Origin of the sequence: Oricola indica (assembly GCF_965227485.1) — a bacterium.
GTDB lineage: Bacteria > Pseudomonadota > Alphaproteobacteria > Rhizobiales > Rhizobiaceae > Oricola > Oricola indica.
This window is the reverse complement of the sequence record NZ_OZ245747.1, coordinates 2,958,825-2,978,475: the sequence shown is the minus strand read 5'-3', so window position 1 is coordinate 2,978,475 and position 19,651 is coordinate 2,958,825. Positions and strand designations below refer to the sequence as shown.

General features: G+C 61.7%; 15 protein-coding genes. 6 read left to right on the top strand and 9 right to left on the bottom strand.

The window, feature by feature from the left end; translation table 11 throughout:
- Positions 1-42 precede the first annotated feature (42 nt).
- From ACQK2M_RS14925 to ACQK2M_RS14910, 4 genes are all read right to left on the bottom strand, one after another.
- Positions 43-1,263 (bottom strand): glycosyltransferase family 87 protein, encoded by a 1,221-nt coding sequence (locus ACQK2M_RS14925; protein ID WP_425418432.1) that lies wholly within the window; start codon positions 1,261-1,263, stop codon positions 43-45.
- 61 nt (positions 1,264-1,324) lie between these two features.
- A complete protein-coding gene (gene ggpS / locus ACQK2M_RS14920; protein ID WP_425418431.1) occupies positions 1,325-2,848 on the bottom strand; it encodes a glucosylglycerol-phosphate synthase in 1,524 nt (507 codons plus the stop codon).
- Positions 2,848-3,636 (bottom strand): HAD-IIB family hydrolase, encoded by a 789-nt coding sequence (locus ACQK2M_RS14915; RefSeq protein ID WP_425418430.1) that lies wholly within the window; start codon positions 3,634-3,636, stop codon positions 2,848-2,850. Before ACQK2M_RS14915 ends, ggpS begins: the two co-directional genes overlap by 1 nt.
- Positions 3,633-4,775 carry an NAD(P)H-dependent glycerol-3-phosphate dehydrogenase gene (locus tag ACQK2M_RS14910; RefSeq protein ID WP_425418429.1) on the bottom strand — a complete coding sequence of 381 codons (1,143 nt, stop codon included), beginning with the start codon at positions 4,773-4,775 and terminating at the stop codon, positions 3,633-3,635. The genes ACQK2M_RS14915 and ACQK2M_RS14910 overlap by 4 nt, the downstream gene beginning before the upstream one ends.
- A 360-nt stretch (positions 4,776-5,135) precedes the next feature.
- Between ACQK2M_RS14910 and ACQK2M_RS14905 the strand changes: the two genes are divergently transcribed.
- The 3 genes from ACQK2M_RS14905 (at position 5,136) to ACQK2M_RS14895 (ending at position 9,010) form a co-directional block, all read left to right on the top strand.
- Positions 5,136-5,450, top strand: coding sequence for a c-type cytochrome (locus tag ACQK2M_RS14905; RefSeq protein ID WP_425418428.1), 315 nt, complete (start codon positions 5,136-5,138; stop codon positions 5,448-5,450).
- Between the two features lie 125 nt (positions 5,451-5,575).
- Complete coding sequence (ppsA, locus tag ACQK2M_RS14900) at positions 5,576-7,972, top strand: phosphoenolpyruvate synthase (protein WP_425418427.1); 2,397 nt, start codon at positions 5,576-5,578, stop codon at positions 7,970-7,972.
- Positions 7,973-8,074: 102 nt separating this feature from the next.
- Positions 8,075-9,010 carry a 1-phosphofructokinase family hexose kinase gene (locus ACQK2M_RS14895; RefSeq protein WP_223477761.1) on the top strand — a complete coding sequence of 312 codons (936 nt, stop codon included), beginning with the start codon at positions 8,075-8,077 and terminating at the stop codon, positions 9,008-9,010.
- Between the two features lie 31 nt (positions 9,011-9,041).
- Here ACQK2M_RS14895 and ACQK2M_RS14890 read toward each other — a convergent pair whose 3' ends face one another.
- Complete coding sequence (locus ACQK2M_RS14890) at positions 9,042-10,010, bottom strand: glucokinase (RefSeq protein ID WP_425418426.1); 969 nt, start codon at positions 10,008-10,010, stop codon at positions 9,042-9,044.
- Between the two features lie 242 nt (positions 10,011-10,252).
- The gene (locus ACQK2M_RS14885; RefSeq protein ID WP_425418425.1) at positions 10,253-11,074 is read right to left on the bottom strand and encodes a universal stress protein; all 822 of its coding nucleotides are present in this window, start codon (positions 11,072-11,074) and stop codon (positions 10,253-10,255) included.
- Between the two features lie 181 nt (positions 11,075-11,255).
- Between ACQK2M_RS14885 and ACQK2M_RS14880 the strand changes: the two genes are divergently transcribed.
- Positions 11,256-12,035 (top strand): Crp/Fnr family transcriptional regulator, encoded by a 780-nt coding sequence (locus ACQK2M_RS14880; RefSeq protein ID WP_425418424.1) that lies wholly within the window; start codon positions 11,256-11,258, stop codon positions 12,033-12,035.
- Between the two features lie 15 nt (positions 12,036-12,050).
- Here ACQK2M_RS14880 and ACQK2M_RS14875 read toward each other — a convergent pair whose 3' ends face one another.
- From ACQK2M_RS14875 to ACQK2M_RS14865, 3 genes are all read right to left on the bottom strand, one after another.
- Positions 12,051-14,765, bottom strand: a complete 2,715-nt coding sequence (locus ACQK2M_RS14875; RefSeq protein ID WP_425418423.1) for a cation-translocating P-type ATPase — start codon at positions 14,763-14,765, stop codon at positions 12,051-12,053.
- 96 nt (positions 14,766-14,861) lie between these two features.
- Positions 14,862-15,698: a universal stress protein gene (locus tag ACQK2M_RS14870; protein ID WP_223477766.1), complete on the bottom strand. Its 837-nt coding sequence runs from the start codon at positions 15,696-15,698 to the stop codon at positions 14,862-14,864.
- Between the two features lie 176 nt (positions 15,699-15,874).
- Positions 15,875-16,807 (bottom strand): LysR family transcriptional regulator, encoded by a 933-nt coding sequence (locus ACQK2M_RS14865; protein WP_425418422.1) that lies wholly within the window; start codon positions 16,805-16,807, stop codon positions 15,875-15,877.
- 159 nt (positions 16,808-16,966) lie between these two features.
- On the opposite strand from ACQK2M_RS14865, the gene chvE reads away from it, so the two are divergent.
- Together chvE and mmsA are read left to right on the top strand one after the other, a co-directional pair.
- The gene (gene chvE / locus ACQK2M_RS14860) at positions 16,967-18,034 is read left to right on the top strand and encodes a multiple monosaccharide ABC transporter substrate-binding protein (RefSeq protein WP_223477768.1); all 1,068 of its coding nucleotides are present in this window, start codon (positions 16,967-16,969) and stop codon (positions 18,032-18,034) included.
- Positions 18,035-18,125: 91 nt separating this feature from the next.
- On the top strand, positions 18,126-19,643 hold the full coding sequence (gene mmsA / locus ACQK2M_RS14855; RefSeq protein WP_425418421.1) for a multiple monosaccharide ABC transporter ATP-binding protein: 1,518 nt from the start codon (positions 18,126-18,128) through the stop codon (positions 19,641-19,643).
- Positions 19,644-19,651 lie beyond the last annotated feature (8 nt).

Sequence of the window (19,651 nt, the reverse complement as noted above, 5' to 3'; positions counted from 1 at the left end):
TTCTTTCAAACGCATCGGGAAAGGCGCCTTCGGGCGCCTTTTTCATTCGGCCGCGGCCGGGAGCGCGGTCTCGCCGCGCGTGGTTCCCGCGAAGGCCAGAACCGCGAAATGGACGAAAAGAGCCGCAAGGACGAATGGCGCGACAGCGATCTTGAGCGAGGTCAGCCAGAGCATCACGACAGGCGAGAGATAAGCGAAAGCCAGCAGGGATTTCTGCCACGGCGCGAAACCGTTGCGCATGCCGTGGGCCGCCGCAAATGCGATGGCCGGCGCAAGAACGAACAGGTCATAGTTGAGGCCGAACGGGGTCGCCAGCAACGCGCCTGTCAGGAGAAGGGCCGCGCGAAACGCGAACCCCACGGCGTTACGCGGCCGCCACGCCCAGACAACCACGCAAGCGACCGCGACCGATACGCACGCCTGAACCGTCATCGCCGGCACATGCGCCAAACTGCCGACGCGAAGCATCGCATAGGTGGAGATCATCTTGCTCCACTCGACATATCCATTGCTTAGCGTCGCCATCGCGTCTGCGCCCTGGGCGATAAACAACGCCCATGTGTTCACGCCGAACAGCAGTGCGGAAAAAGCGGCGACGGCGAGTGTCGTTGCGACCGCCGAAAAGATCGTACGCCAATAGCCGCCGGCAAGAAGCGCAAGCGGGATCAGAAGTCCCAGCTGCGGCTTGAAGGTCAAAAGGCCGAACAGGATTCCGGCGATGATGGGGCGTCGGTCGAGTATCAGCAGCGCGCCGCCGAACAGGGCTGCGGACAGAAAGGCATTCTGGCCGTGCGCGACTGTCAGAAATGTTGCCGGAAAGGCCAGGACGAGAAGCACGACCTCCGCCCGTCGCCCGGCAATCGCCGTGATGACCCACACCGCGGCGAGCAACCCCAAACCCGACCACGCCGCCAGCGCCGCGTAATAGGGCAGCAGACCGAATGGCAGGACATAGGCTAGGTAATGCGGCGGATAGAAGAAGGCGTAGAAATTTCCGTCGCCGAATATCGCATCCTGTGCCAGCGCAAAATCGGCGGCCAGATACGGAACCTCCGGACGACCTGACAGCGCTTCTCGCGCGGCGACCCAGAAGCTGACGAAATCCGAGCCGAATGGAGAGCCATTGGGCAGAACACCGCCATGGGAAAACAGGACATAAGCGGTCGCGACAATCGAGACGCTGACGATTACCAGCGGATAAACCCGAAGCCGGTCCTGCTGCAGCCAGTCGCCCGAGCGTAAGCTGTCAAGAATGCGCGCCATGTTCGCTCCGTTCCATGGCGCGCAATTCTAGTCTGCCGTGTTTTAAGCGAGGTTAACCCTCTCAGGCCGCCGAAAGCACGTGCCCGGACGGGCTCGGCTCGCCGTTCAGTGTCTTCGAGGCTTCGAAAAGCCGTCTCTGCTCATCCGCCCAGGCCTTGATGTCGTATTTGCGGATCGTCTTGCGCAATGCCTGCATGCGCTGCCGCTTCTCGGTTTCCGACATCGACAGGGCCTGGTCGATCGCCGAGTCCATCGACTTGTGCGAGAACGGATTGGTGACGACCGCAGCCGCCATTTCGACCGCCGCACCCGCGAATTCCGACAGGACGAGCACGCCGTCCTCATCGGTGCGCGCAGCCACGAACTCCTTGGCCACGATGTTCATGCCGTCGGCAAGGGGCGTGATCCAGGCGATATCCGCCGCCCGGTAGTAGGCTGTCAGGTGCTTGAACGGAATGGCCGTGGAGATAAGCGCCAGCGGCTGCCACTCCAGCGATCCGAAGCGGCCGTTGATGCGGCCGGCAATCTGCTCGATCTCGCCCTGGATTTCGCCATAGGCGGTCATTGCGCGGTTGGCGCTGACCGAGACATGCATCAGCCGGACCTTGCCCCGCAATTCGGGGCGCCGTTCCAGAAGACGTTCGTAGGTCTCGAGCTGTTCGATCCCGCCTTTGGTGTAGTCGGTGCGCGATACCGAAACGATCAGCTTGGTGTCGCCGATCTCGCGGCGGATGCGCTCGACCTTCTTGTCCGTTTCGCGGCGTTCGGCCTGTTCGCCGATATAATCCACATCGACCCCGACAGGGCAGGCGCTGACGAGCAGCTTCCGGCCGTTATGGGAGATTTCGGTCGGAACCGAGCGTTCGACCAGCGCCGTTCCGTCAGAAATCAGTTCGTCCGGCACGTGCTCGCGCTTCGTGACGTCCACTTCGAAAAGCGACCGGGCGACCTGCACGAAGTTCGACGAGTAGCGCGGAATATGGAAGCCGACGACATCGCACGACAGCAGGCTGCCGACGATTTCCTTGCGCCACGGCAGCACGTTGAAGATGTCCGGGGCCGGGAAGGGCGTGTGGTGGAAGAACGAGATGCGCACATCGGGCCGCAACTGGCGCAGGTAACCCGGCACCAGCCACAGATTGTAGTCGTGGATCCAGACCACAGCGCCCGGATTGGCTTCGGCCGCCGCCGCCTCCGCGAACGCCCAGTTCACTTCCCTGAACGTCGGCCAGTCGACCGGATCGTAATTGTACTTCTCCTTGAAGGAGTGAAGGATCGGCCAGAACGCCTCTTTCGACGTGACGTGATAGAAGCTCGACACCTGCTGCGCCGTCAACGGAAGCCTGGAAACGGTGTAGTCTCCGAAGCTGTCGCTGATTTCGATCGTGCGCTCGAATTCAGGATTGGCGGGGTCCTCCGCTTCCTTCCAGGCGATCCACGCCCCCTTGTCGACATATCCGAAGAAGCTCTTCAGCGTCGGAACGATACCGTTGGGGCTCTTGTTTTCGCGGAACACCGTTTTTCCGTCCTCTACCGCCTCCTCATAGGGCTGGCGGTGGTAAACGATGACGAGATCAGAGGCCATTATTCTTGTCCTTTCGGTATCGGGTGGAAATCGAGCGCCTCAATGGCTTCGAGTATTCCGCCTGCGCCGATGGCGGATGCTGTGTAGACGTGATCAAGGTCGGAGACCTTGGCGAGCAGCGCATCTTCCGCGCCGCCGACAGCGACAGCGGGAAGCCCGCAGGAAAGCATCGACAGGTCGTTCAACGTATCGCCCGCGGCCAGGACCCGTTTTTCGCCGATATCGAGATGGTTGATCAGCCGGCGCAGGGAAGGGCCCTTGCTGACCCCTTTCGGCAACACGTCGAAATAGCGGTTGTCGGAGATGAGGTGATCGAGATTCAACGCGGCGACCAGCGCCTCGGCGAGCGAGTCGTAGTTCTCGGCATCGAGGTCGTAGCTGACCCGGTATCGAAACGACGTCGGCTGCAATTGCAGCCCCGGATGATCCTTGAGGATCTCGCGAACCTTGTCCCCGCTGTCGTTCCAACGGCTTGCGATGTCCTCCTCCAGAGGCTTGATCGGCGAAATACCACGGGCGGGTGTGACTTCCGCGATCGTGGTTCCGACATCGCCGATCACGTAGTCCGGCCACGGCACACCGCGTTCGTCGCAGAGCTCCGCAATGAATTCGGGATCGCGTCCGGTCACGAAAATCAGGCCGAATGTCGGCCGGTTTTCTTCGATCAGGTCATAGAGCGATCGCCGGTCTTCCTCGCTTCCGCCGAGAAAGGTGCCGTCGAGATCGGTCGCCAGGACGAACTCCCTCTCGGACAGGTCCGGCAACTCGATACGTTCATGTCTGGTCATGCCGCAGGCTCCTTGAAACGTCCGACGGAACTGGGCTGAAGCGGGTGATCGATGGTGATTTCCAGAGCCTTGGGCTCGGCCATGATCGGTTGCGCCCAGAGATCCGCGAATGTCTCGCGAAGCCCGGCGCCTTCATGCAGCACCCGGTGAACGGCCTCGCAGATCGGCATGGACACGCCGATGCGGCGTGCAAGGTCCATCACCGATACGGAATTGATTTCGCCCTCGACGACAACCGGACGCCCCTCGAAACAATCCTCGCGCTCTATGCCCTGGCCAAGCTGAATGCCGAGCGACATGTTTCGCGATGTCTGGCTCGAACAGGTCAGGGTAAGATCGCCCGCGCCCGAAAGTCCGGTCACGGTCTCGCGACGACCGCCCAATGCTTCCGCGAGCGTCTTCATCTCGTCCATGCCGCGCGCGATCAGCGCCGCACGCGTGTTCTCGGCAAAGCCCGCGCCGGTCATCATGCCACACGCAATCGCGATGACATTCTTGACCGCGCCGCCGATTTCGACGCCGATCAGGTCGTCGGAGATGTAGGGGCGGAAGGCTTCGGAGGTCAGCGAAACGGCGAAGCGCGCAGCCGTGCTGTCGCGCGGGCTGATCCTGTCTTCATGCGAGAAGGGAAACGCCACCGTCACCGCCGTCGGGTAAGCCATGGCGGTTTCGTGCGCGAATGTCGGTCCGGAAATCGCTCCGACCGGGTGCCGCGGCAATTCTTCCGCCGCGACGTCGGCGAGCAACCGTCCGGTACCGGTTTCGATGCCCTTTGCGCATAGCGCGACCGGAACACCATCCTTGAGATGCGGTGCCATGGTGCGGCAGATGCGGCGGATCGTGCGTGACGGCGTCACGATCATCACGGCGTCGGCATCTGCCAGCGCCTCTCCCATCTCCGTCGTCGCACGGATGCCTTCGGGAAGCGCGATGTTCGGCAAGTACTTTTCGTTGAGGGCAGTGTCGTTGATCGTGGTGCAGAGATCGGCATCACGCGCCCAGATCGTCACGTTGCGGCCCGCACGCTTTGCGACCGCCGCAAGCGCAGTGCCCCACGCGCCGCCGCCGATGACGGCGATGGTGTGATAGGGGCGTGTTTCGTCGATGACGGACTGTCTGTCGTCCAGAGGTATGGTCATGTTGTTCCGTTCGGATCGGGTTCGAATAGACAGGGCGGACAATTCGATTTCGGCCCTGATCGCGCGGCTGTATCAGAGTAATTTGCCGGGCGGGCGCGGCGCGGGTATTTCGCCGGAAAGCCCCGGACCGGTTGGGGTCGGGTGATAGCCAAATGAAATTGTGCAGTGCACACTCATACCCTTAGACATAACTTGCTCATCAATAATATCAACCGCTTGGGCCGAAAAACGTTCCCTGTGTGCCGGTGATTCTCCGCGAACTGCTTGAAGCCAAATGGGAATTGCGACTTGACGATTGTCATCGCCGAATGGGGTGCATGACGATTAAATCCGGAATCCTGCATCCAAAGGGAGGAATCCATGATTCGGCACATGACCGTCCTGCTTGCCGGAATTGCCCTTATATCGCCCGCCAAGGCCGACGATGCGGTGACGCGCGGAGAGGCCGTGGTCGAACAATGGTGCCGTTTGTGTCATCTGCGCGCCTCGGACACGCCCGATCCGGTGATGGCGCCGCGTTTCGAGGACATCGTCCGCCGCCAGGGACACGATGAGGCGTATTTCACGCAGTTCCTGAACGAGGACCACTTTCCGATGACGACATACCGGCTTTTCGACAACGAGAAAGCGGATGTCGTCGCGTGGCTTATGGCACTGCAAGAAGAGCAACGCTGACCAAGCCGGTTATTGCTCCGCCCAATGACGAATGGCGCGGCATGGCCTTGATGTCAGTCAATGCAGACCGCTTCGCCTGCTGATTGTATTTGGGCAATCTTGTTTTTAGCGGAGGGACCCCACCAATGACCGATTCCGAGACTGTAATCTGGCTCGAAGACGCCAGCCGCAAGGACGTACCGCGTGTTGGCGGCAAGAACGCATCGCTTGGCGAGATGCTCAACCAGCTCGGATCGAAGGGCATCGCCGTTCCGACCGGTTTTGCAACCACGTCGGAAGCATATTGGCAGTTCCTGGAGGCCAACGATCTCAAGTCAGGCATCGCCGACGCCATGCGGGACTACGAGGAAGGTCACGCCACACTCGCCGAAACGGGTGCCGCTGTCCGAAAGATGATCCTGCGCGGCAAATGGCCCGAGGCACTGGCGGCGGAGATTGGCGAATTTTACGCCAACATGTCGAAAAAAGCCGGCCGCGACGAGGTCGATGTTGCCGTGCGGTCCAGTGCGACCGCGGAGGATTTGCCCGACGCCAGTTTCGCCGGCCAGCAGGAAACCTATCTCAACGTCAAGGGCGAGCGCGAGTTGCTCGATTCCTGCAAGCGCTGCTTCGCGTCGCTGTTCACCGACCGCGCGATCAGCTACCGGCAGGTCAAGGGCTTCGACCACCTCCAGGTCGCGCTTTCCATCGGCGTGCAACAGATGGTGCGATCCGACAAGGGTGGCTCCGGCGTGATGTTCTCTATCGATACCGAGACCGGTTTCGACAAGGTCGTCGTCATCAACGCGGCCTGGGGTCTCGGCGAAAACGTCGTGCAGGGCGCGGTCGATCCGGACGAGTTCGTCATCTTCAAACCTCTCCTCGAGGGCGGTAAATTCAAGCCGATCGTGGAAAAGAAGGTCGGCGCCAAGGGGATCAAGATGATCTACTCGGAGGGCGCCGAGAAGACGCGCAACGTTCCGACCTCCAAGGCCGAGCGCGCCGCCTATGTGATCGACGACGACGAGATCCTGACGCTCGCCCGCTGGGCCTCGATCATCGAGACCCATTATGGCTGCCCGATGGACATGGAATGGGCAAAGGACGGCGAGACGGGCGAGCTCTTCATCGTCCAGGCCCGTCCCGAAACCGTTCAGGCGCAACGCGACCAGTCATCCTTCAAGTCCTACGAGATCAAGAAAAAGGGCAAGGTCCTCACCAAGGGCCTGTCCATCGGCGGCTCCGTCATCGCCGGACGGCTCTGCCTGATCGAGGACGTGGCCGATATCGACAAGTTCGTCGACGGCTCCATCCTGGTGACCGGCACGACCGATCCGGACTGGGTGCCGATCATGAAGCGTGCCGCGGGGATCATCACCGATCACGGCGGACGGACCTCGCATGCGGCCATTGTCAGCCGTGAACTCGGTGTTCCGGCGGTCGTCGGAACCGGTGAGGCGACGCATGTCCTGCATTCCGAACAGGAAGTGACGCTCTCCTGCGCCGAGGGTGACGAAGGCTTCGTCTACGAGGGCTATGCGGAATACGAGGAAAAGACCGAGTCGCTCTCCGACATTCCCCAGACCGAAACCCGCGTCATGCTCAACCTCGCCAATCCGGGATCGGCCTTCCGCTGGTGGCAGATTCCGTCGGAGGGCGTGGGCCTTGCACGCATGGAATTCGTCATCAACAACCAGATCCAGGTTCACCCGATGGCGCTGATCCATTTCGATCAGATCACCGACGAGGAAACGCGCGAGAAGATCGAAGTCCTGACGCGCGACTATGACGACAAGTCGGAATATTTCGTCGACAAGCTCGCGCGCGGGCTCGCCCGCATCGCCGCGACGGTCTATCCGAAACCCGTCATCGTGCGGATGAGCGACTTCAAGACGAACGAATATGCCGGTCTTCTCGGCGGTGCGGGTTTCGAACCGAAAGAGGAAAACCCGATGATCGGGTTCCGCGGCGCGTCCCGTTACTATTCGGAGGCCTATCGGCCCGGCTTCGCGCTGGAATGCCAGGCCATGGCCCGGTTGCGCAACGAGATGGGCTTCGACAACGTGGTCATGATGATCCCGTTCTGTCGGTCCGTCGGCGAAGCCGACAAGGTGCTGGAAGTGATGGCCGAAAACGGCCTCAAACGCGGCGAGAACGGGCTTCTCGTCTATGTGATGTGCGAGATCCCGTCCAACGTCATACTTGCCAAGGAGTTCGCGACCCGGTTCGATGGCTTCTCCATCGGCTCTAACGACCTCACCCAGCTGACACTGGGTGTGGATCGCGATTCCGACCGCTTGTCGGGGCTGTTCGACGAACAGGACGAGGCGGTCAAATGGATGATCTCGAGCGTCATCCGCGAAGCCCACGCGGCCGGCGCAAAGGTCGGCTTGTGCGGCCAGGCGCCAAGCGATCACCCCGAATTCGCGCAGTTCCTTGTCGATTGCGGGATCGATACGATTTCCGTGACGCCGGACAGCTTCATCGCCGTCAAGAAGCAGGTGGCCGAGGCCGAGGCGGCCCGCAAGAAGGGTGGCGCCTGACGGACTCAGCGGGTGTCCCCGATGCTTTCCGTCTGATACATATCTGCGAAACGGGCCGGTTCTCCGGCCCGTAATGTTTCACGCTAGGAAACGGCAGCGGCCATGGAACGAATTCTCACAATAGCCCTCAATCCCGCCATCGACGTCAGTTGCGACGCGGAGCATGTGCGTCCGACGCTGAAGACCCGCACCGAGAACCAGAAGCACTATGCCGGCGGCGGCGGGGCCAATGTCGCCCGGGTCATCGCGGAGCTCGGCGGACGCGCCGAACTTCTCTATCTGTCCGGCGGCACGACCGGCCCGCTTTATGACGGACTTCTCGCCCAATACGACATCGCCCGCCATCGCATTCCGATGCAGGGCGACAATCGTATTGCGCTGATGGTGCACGAGCTGACCACCAATTTCGAATACCGCTTCGTACCGGAAGGCCCGACCGTCGATCCGGCCGAAATAGAGCCGGTACATGAATTCATCGAGGCATTCGATGGCGATTATATCGTCGCCAGCGGCAGCCTTCCGAACGGAGCGCCGGACGATACCTATCGGCGCATGGCCGCCGTCGCGCATGAAAAGGGCATTCGTTTCATCCTCGATACGTCCGGCGAAGCGCTGCGCCAGACGGTCGATCATGCCAGGATCTTCTTGCTGAAGCCGTCGATGAGCGAGTTGGAGAAACTGATCGGCGAGCGGCTTGACGAGTCAAGCGCATCCGATGCCGCCGTCGAACTCGTTTCGCGCGGCGCTGCGGAGAACATTGCGGTTTCGATGGGCAAGGGCGGCGCGTTCCTGGCCAATGCAGACGGGGTCGTGCGGATGCGCTCAATCCATGTCCGCGAAGCCTCGGCCGTCGGCGCGGGCGACAGTTTCGTCGCCGGCATGGTCTGGTGGCTGTCGCAGGGACATACGATGCACGAGGCCTTCCGCTTCGGCATTGCTGCCGGCTCGGCCGCCGTGATGACGCCCGGCACGGAACTGTGCCGCAAGCAGGATGTCATGATGCTCTATGAGCACGGCGTGACCCGCGTGCACGGCTGACGGCGGGAAATTTCCCCGAAGCGCGACTGGCCTACATTGGGAATGCGTCGGACGTCGAAATCGCCGCCCCGCGCAATCCCGCATCATTCGCGAGAACCGCGTAAACCGGGATCGACGCGAGCTGGGCGGACATCGCCCCCTTGTCGAGATAGATTTCGCGGAAGCGGTCACTATCAAGCAATTTCAATATCTTCGGCGTAATACCTCTACCGATGTATACGCCGCCGCGTGCGTCATGCAGCAGCGCCATGTCACCGGTCACGCGGGCGAGGATCGAAACGAAACAATCCAGCGTATCGATCGCAAGCGCGTCATCGTCCTCCAGGGCCAGATCGATGATCTCGGATGCCGACGCCACCGGCTCCGGCAGTCCTTCGATGTCGGCAAGGGTTGCATGGATCGCTTCGAGACCGCGTCCTGACAGCACCGATTGAAGCGGCGCGTAGCCGTAATTCCCGGCGACTTTCGACAGGACCGCCATCTCCCGTTCATTCGTCGCGGCAAAGGCGGAATGACCGGCGTTGCCTGAAATCGGGATATGCTTGCCGGACGCTTCGATCAGCGATGCGGTGCCGAATTCTCCGCCGATGCCGAGCACGACCTTCGGTGCGCCGTCGATGGCGGTTCCGGCGTTGATCTGACAACGGTCATGCGCATTGAGATAGGGCAGGACGAGCGCGAGCGCTTCGAAATTGTTGACGAAATGGACCTTCTTGGCGCCGCAGGCCGCCTGAAGATCTTCCGGCGTGAAGCTCCACGGGGTGTTCTCGACGCCCATACGCCCGCCCGCCACCGGATCAGCTATGGAAAATCCGGCGATATCCGGATTGTCCGGAATGGATTCAAGGTAATGCACAACGGCGTCGGGTAGGGAAGAGAACATGTCGGTGCGAAACACCGCGAAATGCTCGACCGACAATTCGTCGATATCGCAAATCGCGAAACGGGCATGCGTGCCGCCGATGTCGCCGATGATTGCTTTGCGCTTGCTGGCTTGCATCAGTTGCGGTCCTCCTGCTTCATTCGGTCCGTGCGGCACGTTCAATTGCAGGCATGGCCGCCCGCCAATCTCTGATCATCCATCCCAGGTCTCTGCACGAACCGTGGTGATCCATCGGTAACGTAAATCGACCGGACGACGCCTTGACCGGCATCAATGGAGCGGATTGCCCCAAGAGCGCGGGCAACGGCACGCCAAAACCTGCGCCCCGGTGAGTAATAACCGCGTTGAGCAGCCAATGGCTACCCGACCATGAGGCGGTTGAGGTCGGATTGCATCAGCAAGGCATAGGTGAATCCGCCGAAAACCCGTTCGCGAAGCCGGCTGTGGCCGAAGGCGCCGGCGACGACGAGATCCGCATGCCTCGCATGCGCCGCGTCGATAAACGCTTCCGACGCGTTTCTTGCCGTGATCGCCTGCGCCTCCGCGGCGATCCCGTGACGCAGCAGGTAGCGGACAACGTCCCGTGCTCCGGAATCATCGACATCGCCGTGATCTTCGACGATCGAGAGAACCATGACTGTGTCCGAGAGATGCAGAAAGGGCAGGGCGGAAGAGACCGCCCGGCGGGCCTGCGGCGTGTCCTTCCAGCCGATGATCGTCAGCGACGGGTGACGAAACTCGGATCGTTCACCGACGAACAGGACGGGCCGCCCGGCATTGCAGACCAGTTCGCCGGGGTCGACGGACCGGTAGCTGTCGCCGGGCGATGCGCCTTGAGGCGTGCCGGAAACGACAAGATCCGCGGCGCGGGCATGCAGAAGCAGCGCTTTTGTCGGCAGGTCTTGCGATTGCCGCCAGCCGGAGTTCTGCCCGTCGCCCGCGACGTTCATGAATTGCTGCCGGAGGTCGTTGAACCGTCGCGCGTTCAGGCCATCCGCCTCGTCTCGGTAGACCCGATCGGCGGCAACCTCCATGTCGCTGACATGGACCGGCCTGAGCGCTGTTGCCGTGAAACCGATGAGATAGGAATCAAGTTCGCCGGCGAGATCCGTCGCGTAGTTGAGGCGGTTGTCCGACCGGCCATCGAATTCAAGATGGGCAAGGATGTTCTGGTAGGACACTTCGGCCTCTCGCGATTGCTCCGACCTCAAGACCGCATCTCGCGCCCGGCTGCCGTGCGGGGCATTGATCGCGATCAATCGGCCGTTCGTTGAAGCGCAAATGCGACGGCAACGTTCATTCAATTGACTTTGACAGCTGCGACTGGTGGTTTGGTGCGGCTGCGGACGGATCGATGCGACGATGAACGAAACACTTATGAAACTCGGCTCTTGCGGGAAGTGCGAACAGTGCCCCGTGCATCATCGGTCGATCTGTCGCGCCGCGTCCGCCGAGGCAATGCAGGAACTGTCCAGACTTTCGCACACTCGCAGCTTCGAGAAGGGCACGGTGATTGTCGCCCAGGGCGATGAGGCGGACATTGTCGGCAATGTCGTCAGCGGCGTGGTGAAACTGACCAACATGTCCATGTCGGGCCAGCAGAACATTGTCGGTCTCCTGTTCCCCTCCGACTTTTTCGGGCGCGCCTATGCGGAAACATCCCGGTTTTCCTACGAGGCGGCGACCGACGTGACATTGTGCAGCCTCGGCAGGCAGGCTTTCGAGGGTTTCATCGCCAGGCATCCAGAAGTCGAACATGCCCTGTTGCTGAACACGCTCGATGAACTGGATGCCGCGCGCGAATGGGCGGCGATGACCTCGTGTCATACGACCATGCAGCGCGTCGCGACATTTCTCTTCATCCTGTCGCAACGCTCGGACAACCGGTTCTGCCACAGCGGCGACAAGATCCCTCATGTCATTATCGCGCTTCCGATCGGCCGTCGCGATATTGCGGCCTATCTCGGGACGACGCCGGAAACGCTCAGCCGGAATTTGCAGACGCTGGTGCGCAAGGAAATCCTCCGTCCGATCGACACGAACCACTTCGAACTGGTCAACGCGTCCGAGCTCGTCGAACTGACCGGGGAGATGCGCGAGGATCTCGAATCCATGTACGGCACCGGAAAACTCAAGGCGTGAGGGCCGTTTCGACGGTTAGCGGTGGCGCCTCAGCCTGACGACGATCGCAGCCATTTCGCGCAGAATAACGGGCACGACACTCAGACCGATCACCACGAACCATGCGCGGGTCGGCAATTCGGCCAGGCGCAGGGCTTCGGCGATCATCGGTTGCAAATCGGCGACGGCGAGAATCGCAAGGCACAGCGCGATCGCCAGCCAGACATAGCTGTTGCGCGTGACCTGACTGGTCAGCAGCCTGTCGCGCCAATTGCGCATGTTGAACACGTGCCAGAGCTGGGCGAGGGCGAGCGTGTAGAAGCTCATCGTCGTCACCGCATCGCCCTCCATCCCGAACAGATAGACGGCAATTCCCAGCGCGCTGAGCGTGACAGCGGAAATCACACAGCCATGCGCCACGATTGCGATCCACTGACCCCGCGCCAGGATCGGTTCGGATGGCGGACGCGGCGGGCGCGCCAGCACATTGCGGTCGGCCTCGACCGTTCCCAGCGCGAACGCGGGAAAGACGTCGGTGACCAGGTTCAGAAACAGGATCTGCAAAGGCAGGAGAGGGAGCGGCAACCCGCTCATGACCGCTATGCCGACGATCAGGATCTCGCTGAGATTGCAGGACAGCAGATAGGTCGTGAAGCGCCTGATGTTCGTGTAGATCAGCCGGCCTTCTCGGACTGCGTGGATGATCGTCGAAAATGCGTCGTCGCGCAAAACGAGATCCGCGGCTTCGCGCGCGACCTGGGTTCCCCGCAGCCCCATCGCAACGCCGATATCCGCCTTCCGCAGCGCCGGCGCGTCATTGACGCCGTCGCCCGTCATGGCGACGACTTCACCGGCTTCCTGATGCAGCCTGATGAGCGCGAGTTTCTGTTCCGGGTCGACCCGCGCGAAAACGCGCGCCGCACGAGCACGGTCGCGGTCCTCCGCGGTCATCTCCTCATAGGGTTTGAGATCGCGCCCTTCGACGACACCATCGTCGCCGTCGGCCAGCCCGACGGCCTCCGCGATGTGGGTCGCAGTTGCCGCGTGATCGCCCGTCACCATCACCACCGATATCCCCGCGCGCCGCGCATCGGAAATCGCGCCGGAAATGTCCGACCGGGGCGGGTCCTGGAACCCGACAATGCCGTAGAGCGTAAGCCCCTCGTAAACCGGCGCGGTCCCATCATCCGTCGTCTTGCCTGCAATAGCGAGCAGGCGCAGCCCCTGCAGGGCAAGCACCTCGCAGACCGTTGCCCAGTGTCGTCGCTGATCGCGGTCGAACGGGCGGGTGCCGTCGCCATTGGCGACATCGACAACATGGTCGAGGACAGCCTCCGGCGCGCCCTTCACGGCAACCAGTTGCCGTCCGTCGCATTCATGCAGCGTCGCCATCATGCGCGTATGCGTGTCGAATGCGTGCTCGGCGGTTTCGGGACATGACGCCAGGAGGCGGTCGCGATCGAAGCCGCCGGCAGAGGCAGCTTCCAGCAGCGCGATTTCCATCGGGTCACCGGTCGATGCCGCACCGTCCCGCCCAAGCGACGCATTGTTGCAGAGGGCCGCGTTACGCAGCACCAGACCGGTATCCTGGTTCGGCTGTGGATGGATCGGACGCCCGTCGAGGAGAAAAGACCCGGTGTGCCGGTCGAACGTCCTCTCCCCGCTCGCAGTGACGATGCGGTCGGCATGCATCCGGTTTTCGGTCAGCGTGCCTGTCTTGTCTGTCAGGATCACTGTGGTCGCGCCGAGCGTTTCCACGGCCGACAATTGCTCGATCAGGGCGTTGTGACGGGCCATCCGCAACATACCGCGCGCAAGTGCGAGCGTGGCGACGATCGGCAATCCCTCGGGAATGGCGGCCACGGCAAGCGCGACCGCGGATTCCACCATCAGCACCAGATCCTGACCGGCGATAACGCCGCTGATCGCGACGATGGCCGTGACCACGAGCGTGAGCCAGATGAGATGTCGACTGAGAAGCGCAAGTTGTCGTTCGAGTGGCGACCGCTCGGGCTCCGCTTCCTCCACGAGCCGGGTGATCCGGCCGAGTTCGGTGTTCATCCCGGTGGCCGTGACGACTGCCTCACCGGTTCCGCCCGTGATCGCACAGCCCTTGAACAACATGCAGGTCCGGTCGGCGAGGACAGTCTCCGCGGCCACGGGGTCTACCGACTTCGAGACCGGCATGGATTCCCCGGTCAACGCCGATTCATCGGCCGAGAGATTGGCGGATGACACGACGCGCATATCCGCCGCGATGACATCGCCGGCGTCGATGATCGCGACATCGCCGGGCACCAGCTTTTCGGCGGATATCGAAACGATCGTCCCGTCACGCCGGACCAGCGTGTTCCGGCTGGTCAGTTCGCGCAGCGCCTCCATCGAACGGACAGCCTGTATCTCCGTGATAAACCCGATCGCCGCATTGATGAGCAAGACGGCCACGATGGCGACGAACTCCACGGTCTCGCCGAACAGCAGCGCCAAGGCGGCGGCAGCGACCAGCAGGTAGACGATGGGGCTTCGAAACTGGTTCAGCAGAATGATCAGGACATTCTGGCGCGCCTTCTTCCGAAGCGCGTTCGGTCCGAACCGTTCGAGCCGCGCCGCAGCTTCGTCGCCGGACAGGCCGCGTTCCGGATCGACTTCCAGAACCTCGAAAATATCCGCAATTGCCACGGCATACGGCGCTTCCGGCACGGCACCGTCATTTCGCGATGGCTCGTCTATGTTCGAAGAGGCGATGGTCATGAACGGGGGCCGGGATCACTCCGGGTTCTTCCTGATGCGACGAAGACTCGCGCCGCACAGGAGCGGCGCAAGTGCGCTTTCATAGAGGGCGGATCGTCAATGCGCCATCAGCACCGTGAAGCGCTCATTGGCAAGCAAGTCGCGTGTCGCACCACCGAAGAAGAATTCGCGCAGGCGCGAATGCCCATAGGCGCCCGCGACAATCAGATCGACATCGAGATCGGTCGCATGCTGAACGAGAGCATCCGCAACGCTCCGACCCGCCGATGCGAGGACATCGACGGTGACATTCGCACCATGACGGGCGAGATACGCCGCGATATCGCTGCCGGGTTCTTCGCCCTGGTCGAATTCGGACGCCACCGGATCGACAAGAGCCACATGGACCGTCTCGGCACTTCCGAGCATGTCCATGCAATCGTGGACGGCCCTGGCGGCCTCGCGTGTCGCGTTCCACGCGATCATCACCCGTTTCGGCTTCAGGGTCAGGTCGCAACCGGAAGGAGCGACGAGGAACGGGCGCGCGCTCTGATAGACGAAACCTTCCAGCGCCTTGTCGGAGAGGCGCTTGTCTTGATCGGAAGTCGGCATGAAGAGACCGAGATCCGTATAGCGGGCGCGCATGCCGACAATGTCGGCTATCTGGCCTTCGTCGCAGTAATAGGTCGAGACATCGCCGGAGACGCCGGCCTCGGCCATCAACGCTTCGATGTCGGACGCTTTCGCCACCGCAACGGCACGGCCCTTTTCGCGCTCCTCGGACCATGTATCCGCCGGCACGGCACCATAGGCGGTCGCACTGGCGGGAAGCGCAATCCCGACGACGAGCACGGCAAGATGGCTGCCGTTCTGCTGGCAGAGCGAAATCGCACGCGCGACGCTGTCGGTCGGTTGCCCGCTATCCATCACGATGAAAAGTGTTTTCGGAACCATGTCTTTCAGCCTTTCTTGAACGGTGGCGAGAGCCGGAGCCTGTATCTGCCTCCCATCCACCACCGATTCATGGGTGTCCCGCAGCATGACCGCGGACAACACGAAAAGCCTTGACGTCTGTCAAACCGCGCCTCGCGACCCTTCTGTGACGAGCGGGCGCCTGAAACGCGTTTCGCCTATCCTGAGAGCGACAATCCATCCAGGATCAGGTCGCGAAGCCGTGTCGCCAACGGGCTCAACGTGTGGCTCTTCAACGATATCATATGATACGGATGAATGACGATCGGCTCGTCGAGATCAAGTGCGACGAAGCGGCCCTGTGCGCCCTTTGGCGCGACGAGCTCCGCCACCTCCCGGGTGATCGGTGCGACGGCATCCGTGGAATCGAGATAGCCGATCATGACCAGCAGCGACGTCGTGTTCACGATCTCGGAGGGCAGGGGGGTGCCGGACGAGAAGAAGACCTCCTCGACAGCCTGGCGCATCGGCGTATGCGGCGCCTGGATAACCCATTCCCATCCTTCCATATCCGCGATCGTGAGTTTTTCCCTGCGGGTGAGCGGATGGTCGCGGCGAACCAGGAACCGAATGATCTCTACCCGTCCGCGCTTCACCGCGAATTGCCGCGCATCCGTTCCCGGCGGGATGCGCGACAGAACGAAATCATAGTCCCCGCTCAGCAATCCGCCGATCAGGACATCGCTCGGCGCGACATCGACATGAATGTCCGCGCCCTCGGCCATCCGCTTCAGCTGCTGAATGGCGGGGACGACGAAGCCAACCGCGCCACCGGTCACCGATCCGACCCGCACCGACCCCGCGCGCCCGGAGATTGCCGCCTCGGTTTCCTGAAGCGTCAGATCCAGGCCGTGGAGAAGTGAATTCGCATTGCGGGCCAGCGTCTCTCCGGTCGGTGTCGGCGTCATGCCCTTCGGGTGACGGACGAAGAGTGGAACGCCGATCAGCTTTTCCAGACTGGCCAGCATGCGCGATGCGGCGGGCTGCGTGATCGCCAGCCGTTCCGCGGCAAGCACCAGCTGGCCGGTGCTTGCGATGGCTTGGACGAGACGAAAATCGCGTATCTGGAGGCGGTTTGCCAAGTTTTGCATAGTTTGCATATCAAAGTTGGTATGCAGATTGTCAATCTAATTAATTGATACGCAAGTTCGCGATGCATTAGCGTTTGCGCCGGGTGTTACTCGACACCCGAAACAGCGTCGCCTGCGAGGAGGATCTGCCGGCGGCCACTTATTCCCTGGGAGGATTTCATGAGGAAACTGCTTTCCGCAATGACCGCGCTTGCCTTTGGCGCTGGTCTGCTTGCCGCACCGGCAATTGCGCAGGACAAGGGCACGATCGGCATCGCGATGCCGACCAAATCGTCCGCACGCTGGATCTCGGATGGAAACTCGATGGTCGAGCAGTTCGAGGCGGCCGGCTACAGCGCCGACCTGCAATATGCCGAGGATGACATTCCGAACCAGCTCGCGCAGATCGAGAACATGATCACGAAAGAGGTCGATGCTCTCGTGATCGCCGCCATCGACGGCACGACGCTTTCCAACGCCCTTGCAAACGCCGCCGCGCTCGGTATTCCGGTCATCGCTTATGACCGCCTGATCCGCGATAGCCCGGATGTCAATTATTACGCGACGTTCGACAACTTCAAGGTCGGCGTGCAGCAGGCCAATTCGCTGGTCCAGGGTCTGGAAGAACGCTATCCGGACGCCGAAGCCTGGAATGTGGAGCTGTTCGGCGGCTCGCCCGACGACAACAACGCATACTTCTTCTACGACGGCGCGATGAGCGTCCTCCAGCCGCTGATCGACGACGGCAAGATCAACATCGTATCCGGCCAGATGGGCATGGATACGGTTGGCACGCTGCGCTGGGACGGCGCGGTGGCGCAGGCCCGCATGGATAACCTTCTCTCGGCCCATTACACCGACACGCAGTTGCATGGTGTCCTGTCGCCTTATGACGGTCTGTCCATCGGCATCCTGTCTTCGCTCAAGGGCGTCGGCTACGGCTCGGGAGACCAGCAGATGCCGATCGTGACCGGTCAGGACGCGGAAGTGCCGTCGGTCAAGTCGATCCTTGCCGGCGAACAGTACTCGACGGTGTTCAAGGACACGCGCGAACTCGCCCGTGTCACCGTGGGCATGGTCAATGCGCTTCTCGAAGGCGGCGAGCCGGAAATCAACGACACCAAGACCTATGACAACGGGGTCAAGGTGGTGCCGTCCTACCTGCTCGAGCCGGTGTCTGTCGACGCATCCAACTGGGAAGAAATCCTGATCGGAAGCGGTTACTACACGATGGATCAGATCAAGTAATCTCTTCCTGAACGAGCATGCTCCTCCTCGCCGTCCAGAGCGGCGGGGAGGAGCAAACAAAACCAACGACCATCCCGAGTTTTCGTGCGCCATGAGCACACTTCTTGAAATGCGCGAGATCACCAAGGAGTTTCCGGGCGTCCGGGCGCTCGACCGGGTGAGCATCGCCGTTCGGCAGGGCGAGATCCACGCGATCTGCGGCGAAAACGGCGCCGGCAAATCGACGCTGATGAAGGTCCTGTCCGGCGTCTATCCCGCCGGCAGCTACGAAGGCGAGATCGTCTTCGAAGGCGAACCTGTCGCGTTTCGCGATATTCGGGACAGCGAAGCGCGCGGCATCATCATCATTCACCAGGAACTGGCACTCGTGCCGCAACTGTCGATCGCCGAGAACATCTTCCTGGGCAACGAGCGCGCCGTTCGTGGCGTGATCGACTGGCGCGAGACGAACCGGCGAACGGAAGAGCTTCTCGCCAAGGTCGGCCTGAACGAACCACCAACCTCCAAGGTCGACAGCATCGGCGTCGGCAAGCAGCAGCTTGTCGAGATCGCAAAGGCGCTCTCCAAGGACGTCAAGCTGCTGATCCTGGACGAGCCGACAGCCGCCTTGCAGGAAAACGACAGCCGCAAGCTGCTCGACCTGATGCTGGAACTGAAAGCGCAAGGCGTCACCTGCATCATCATTTCCCACAAGCTCGGCGAAGTCGGTTATGTCGCCGACACCGTGACCGTGATCCGGGACGGAACCACCATTTCGACGCTCGATGCAGCGGATGGTCTCGGCGAGGACCGGATCGTCCGTGACATGGTCGGGCGCGACATGACGCACCGCTTTCCCGAACATGCGCGCTCGCCCGGCGAAGTGCTGCTCGAAGTCGAAAACTGGAGCGTCTGGCATCCGGAGCACGCCGACCGGCGCGTCATCAAGGATGCGTGCTTCACCGTGCGCTCCGGTGAGGTCGTCGGCATCGCCGGTCTCATGGGGTCCGGCCGCACGGAATTGGCCATGTCGATCTTCGGCCGCAGCTACGGCCGCAACATAACGGGCGAGATAAGGCTGCGCGGCAATCCGGTCGATGTCGGCACAGTCCCACGCGCCATCGACGCCGGCATTTCCTATGTTACGGAAGACCGCAAATCGCTGGGCCTCGTGCTGGACGAAACCGTGCGGTTCAACACAACGCTCGCCAATCTCGAGAGTGTCTCCTCGGGTGGCGTCCTCAATCGCAACGAGGAAACCCGGGTCGCGGAAAAGTACCGCGACGCGTTGGCGATACGCACACCGACGGTCTTCCAGAAAGCGGTCAACCTCTCCGGCGGAAACCAGCAGAAGGTCGTGCTCGCCAAATGGCTGAACACGAGGCCGGACGTGCTGATCCTCGACGAACCGACGCGCGGCATCGATGTCGGCGCGAAATACGAGATCTACACGATCATCAACGAACTCGCCGCCGAAGGAAAAGGCGTCGTGATGATCTCGTCCGAAATGCCGGAACTCATCGGAATGTGTGACCGGATCTATGTGATGAACGAAGGCGCGCTGGTCGGCGAACTCACCGCTGCGGAAGCGAGCCAGGAGCGCATCATGTCGCTCATTGTCAACGAGTAGGGAGAAAG

What these genes read in the sequence shown, in the direction of transcription:
- ACQK2M_RS14925 (WP_425418432.1), bottom strand. Translation starts at nt 1,263, where the DNA reads ATGGCGCGCATTCTTGACAGCTTACGCTCGGGCGACTGGCTGCAGCAG.
- ggpS (WP_425418431.1), bottom strand. Translation starts at nt 2,848, where the DNA reads ATGGCCTCTGATCTCGTCATCGTTTACCACCGCCAGCCCTATGAGGAG.
- ACQK2M_RS14915 (WP_425418430.1), bottom strand. Translation starts at nt 3,636, where the DNA reads ATGACCAGACATGAACGTATCGAGTTGCCGGACCTGTCCGAGAGGGAG.
- ACQK2M_RS14910 (WP_425418429.1), bottom strand. Translation starts at nt 4,775, where the DNA reads ATGACCATACCTCTGGACGACAGACAGTCCGTCATCGACGAAACACGC.
- ACQK2M_RS14905 (WP_425418428.1), top strand. Translation starts at nt 5,136, where the DNA reads ATGATTCGGCACATGACCGTCCTGCTTGCCGGAATTGCCCTTATATCG.
- ppsA (WP_425418427.1), top strand. Translation starts at nt 5,576, where the DNA reads ATGACCGATTCCGAGACTGTAATCTGGCTCGAAGACGCCAGCCGCAAG.
- ACQK2M_RS14895 (WP_223477761.1), top strand. Translation starts at nt 8,075, where the DNA reads ATGGAACGAATTCTCACAATAGCCCTCAATCCCGCCATCGACGTCAGT.
- ACQK2M_RS14890 (WP_425418426.1), bottom strand. Translation starts at nt 10,010, where the DNA reads ATGCAAGCCAGCAAGCGCAAAGCAATCATCGGCGACATCGGCGGCACG.
- ACQK2M_RS14880 (WP_425418424.1), top strand. Translation starts at nt 11,256, where the DNA reads ATGAACGAAACACTTATGAAACTCGGCTCTTGCGGGAAGTGCGAACAG.
- ACQK2M_RS14875 (WP_425418423.1), bottom strand. Translation starts at nt 14,765, where the DNA reads ATGACCATCGCCTCTTCGAACATAGACGAGCCATCGCGAAATGACGGT.
- ACQK2M_RS14870 (WP_223477766.1), bottom strand. Translation starts at nt 15,698, where the DNA reads ATGGTTCCGAAAACACTTTTCATCGTGATGGATAGCGGGCAACCGACC.
- ACQK2M_RS14865 (WP_425418422.1), bottom strand. Translation starts at nt 16,807, where the DNA reads ATGCAAAACTTGGCAAACCGCCTCCAGATACGCGATTTTCGTCTCGTC.
- chvE (WP_223477768.1), top strand. Translation starts at nt 16,967, where the DNA reads ATGAGGAAACTGCTTTCCGCAATGACCGCGCTTGCCTTTGGCGCTGGT.
- mmsA (WP_425418421.1), top strand. Translation starts at nt 18,126, where the DNA reads ATGAGCACACTTCTTGAAATGCGCGAGATCACCAAGGAGTTTCCGGGC.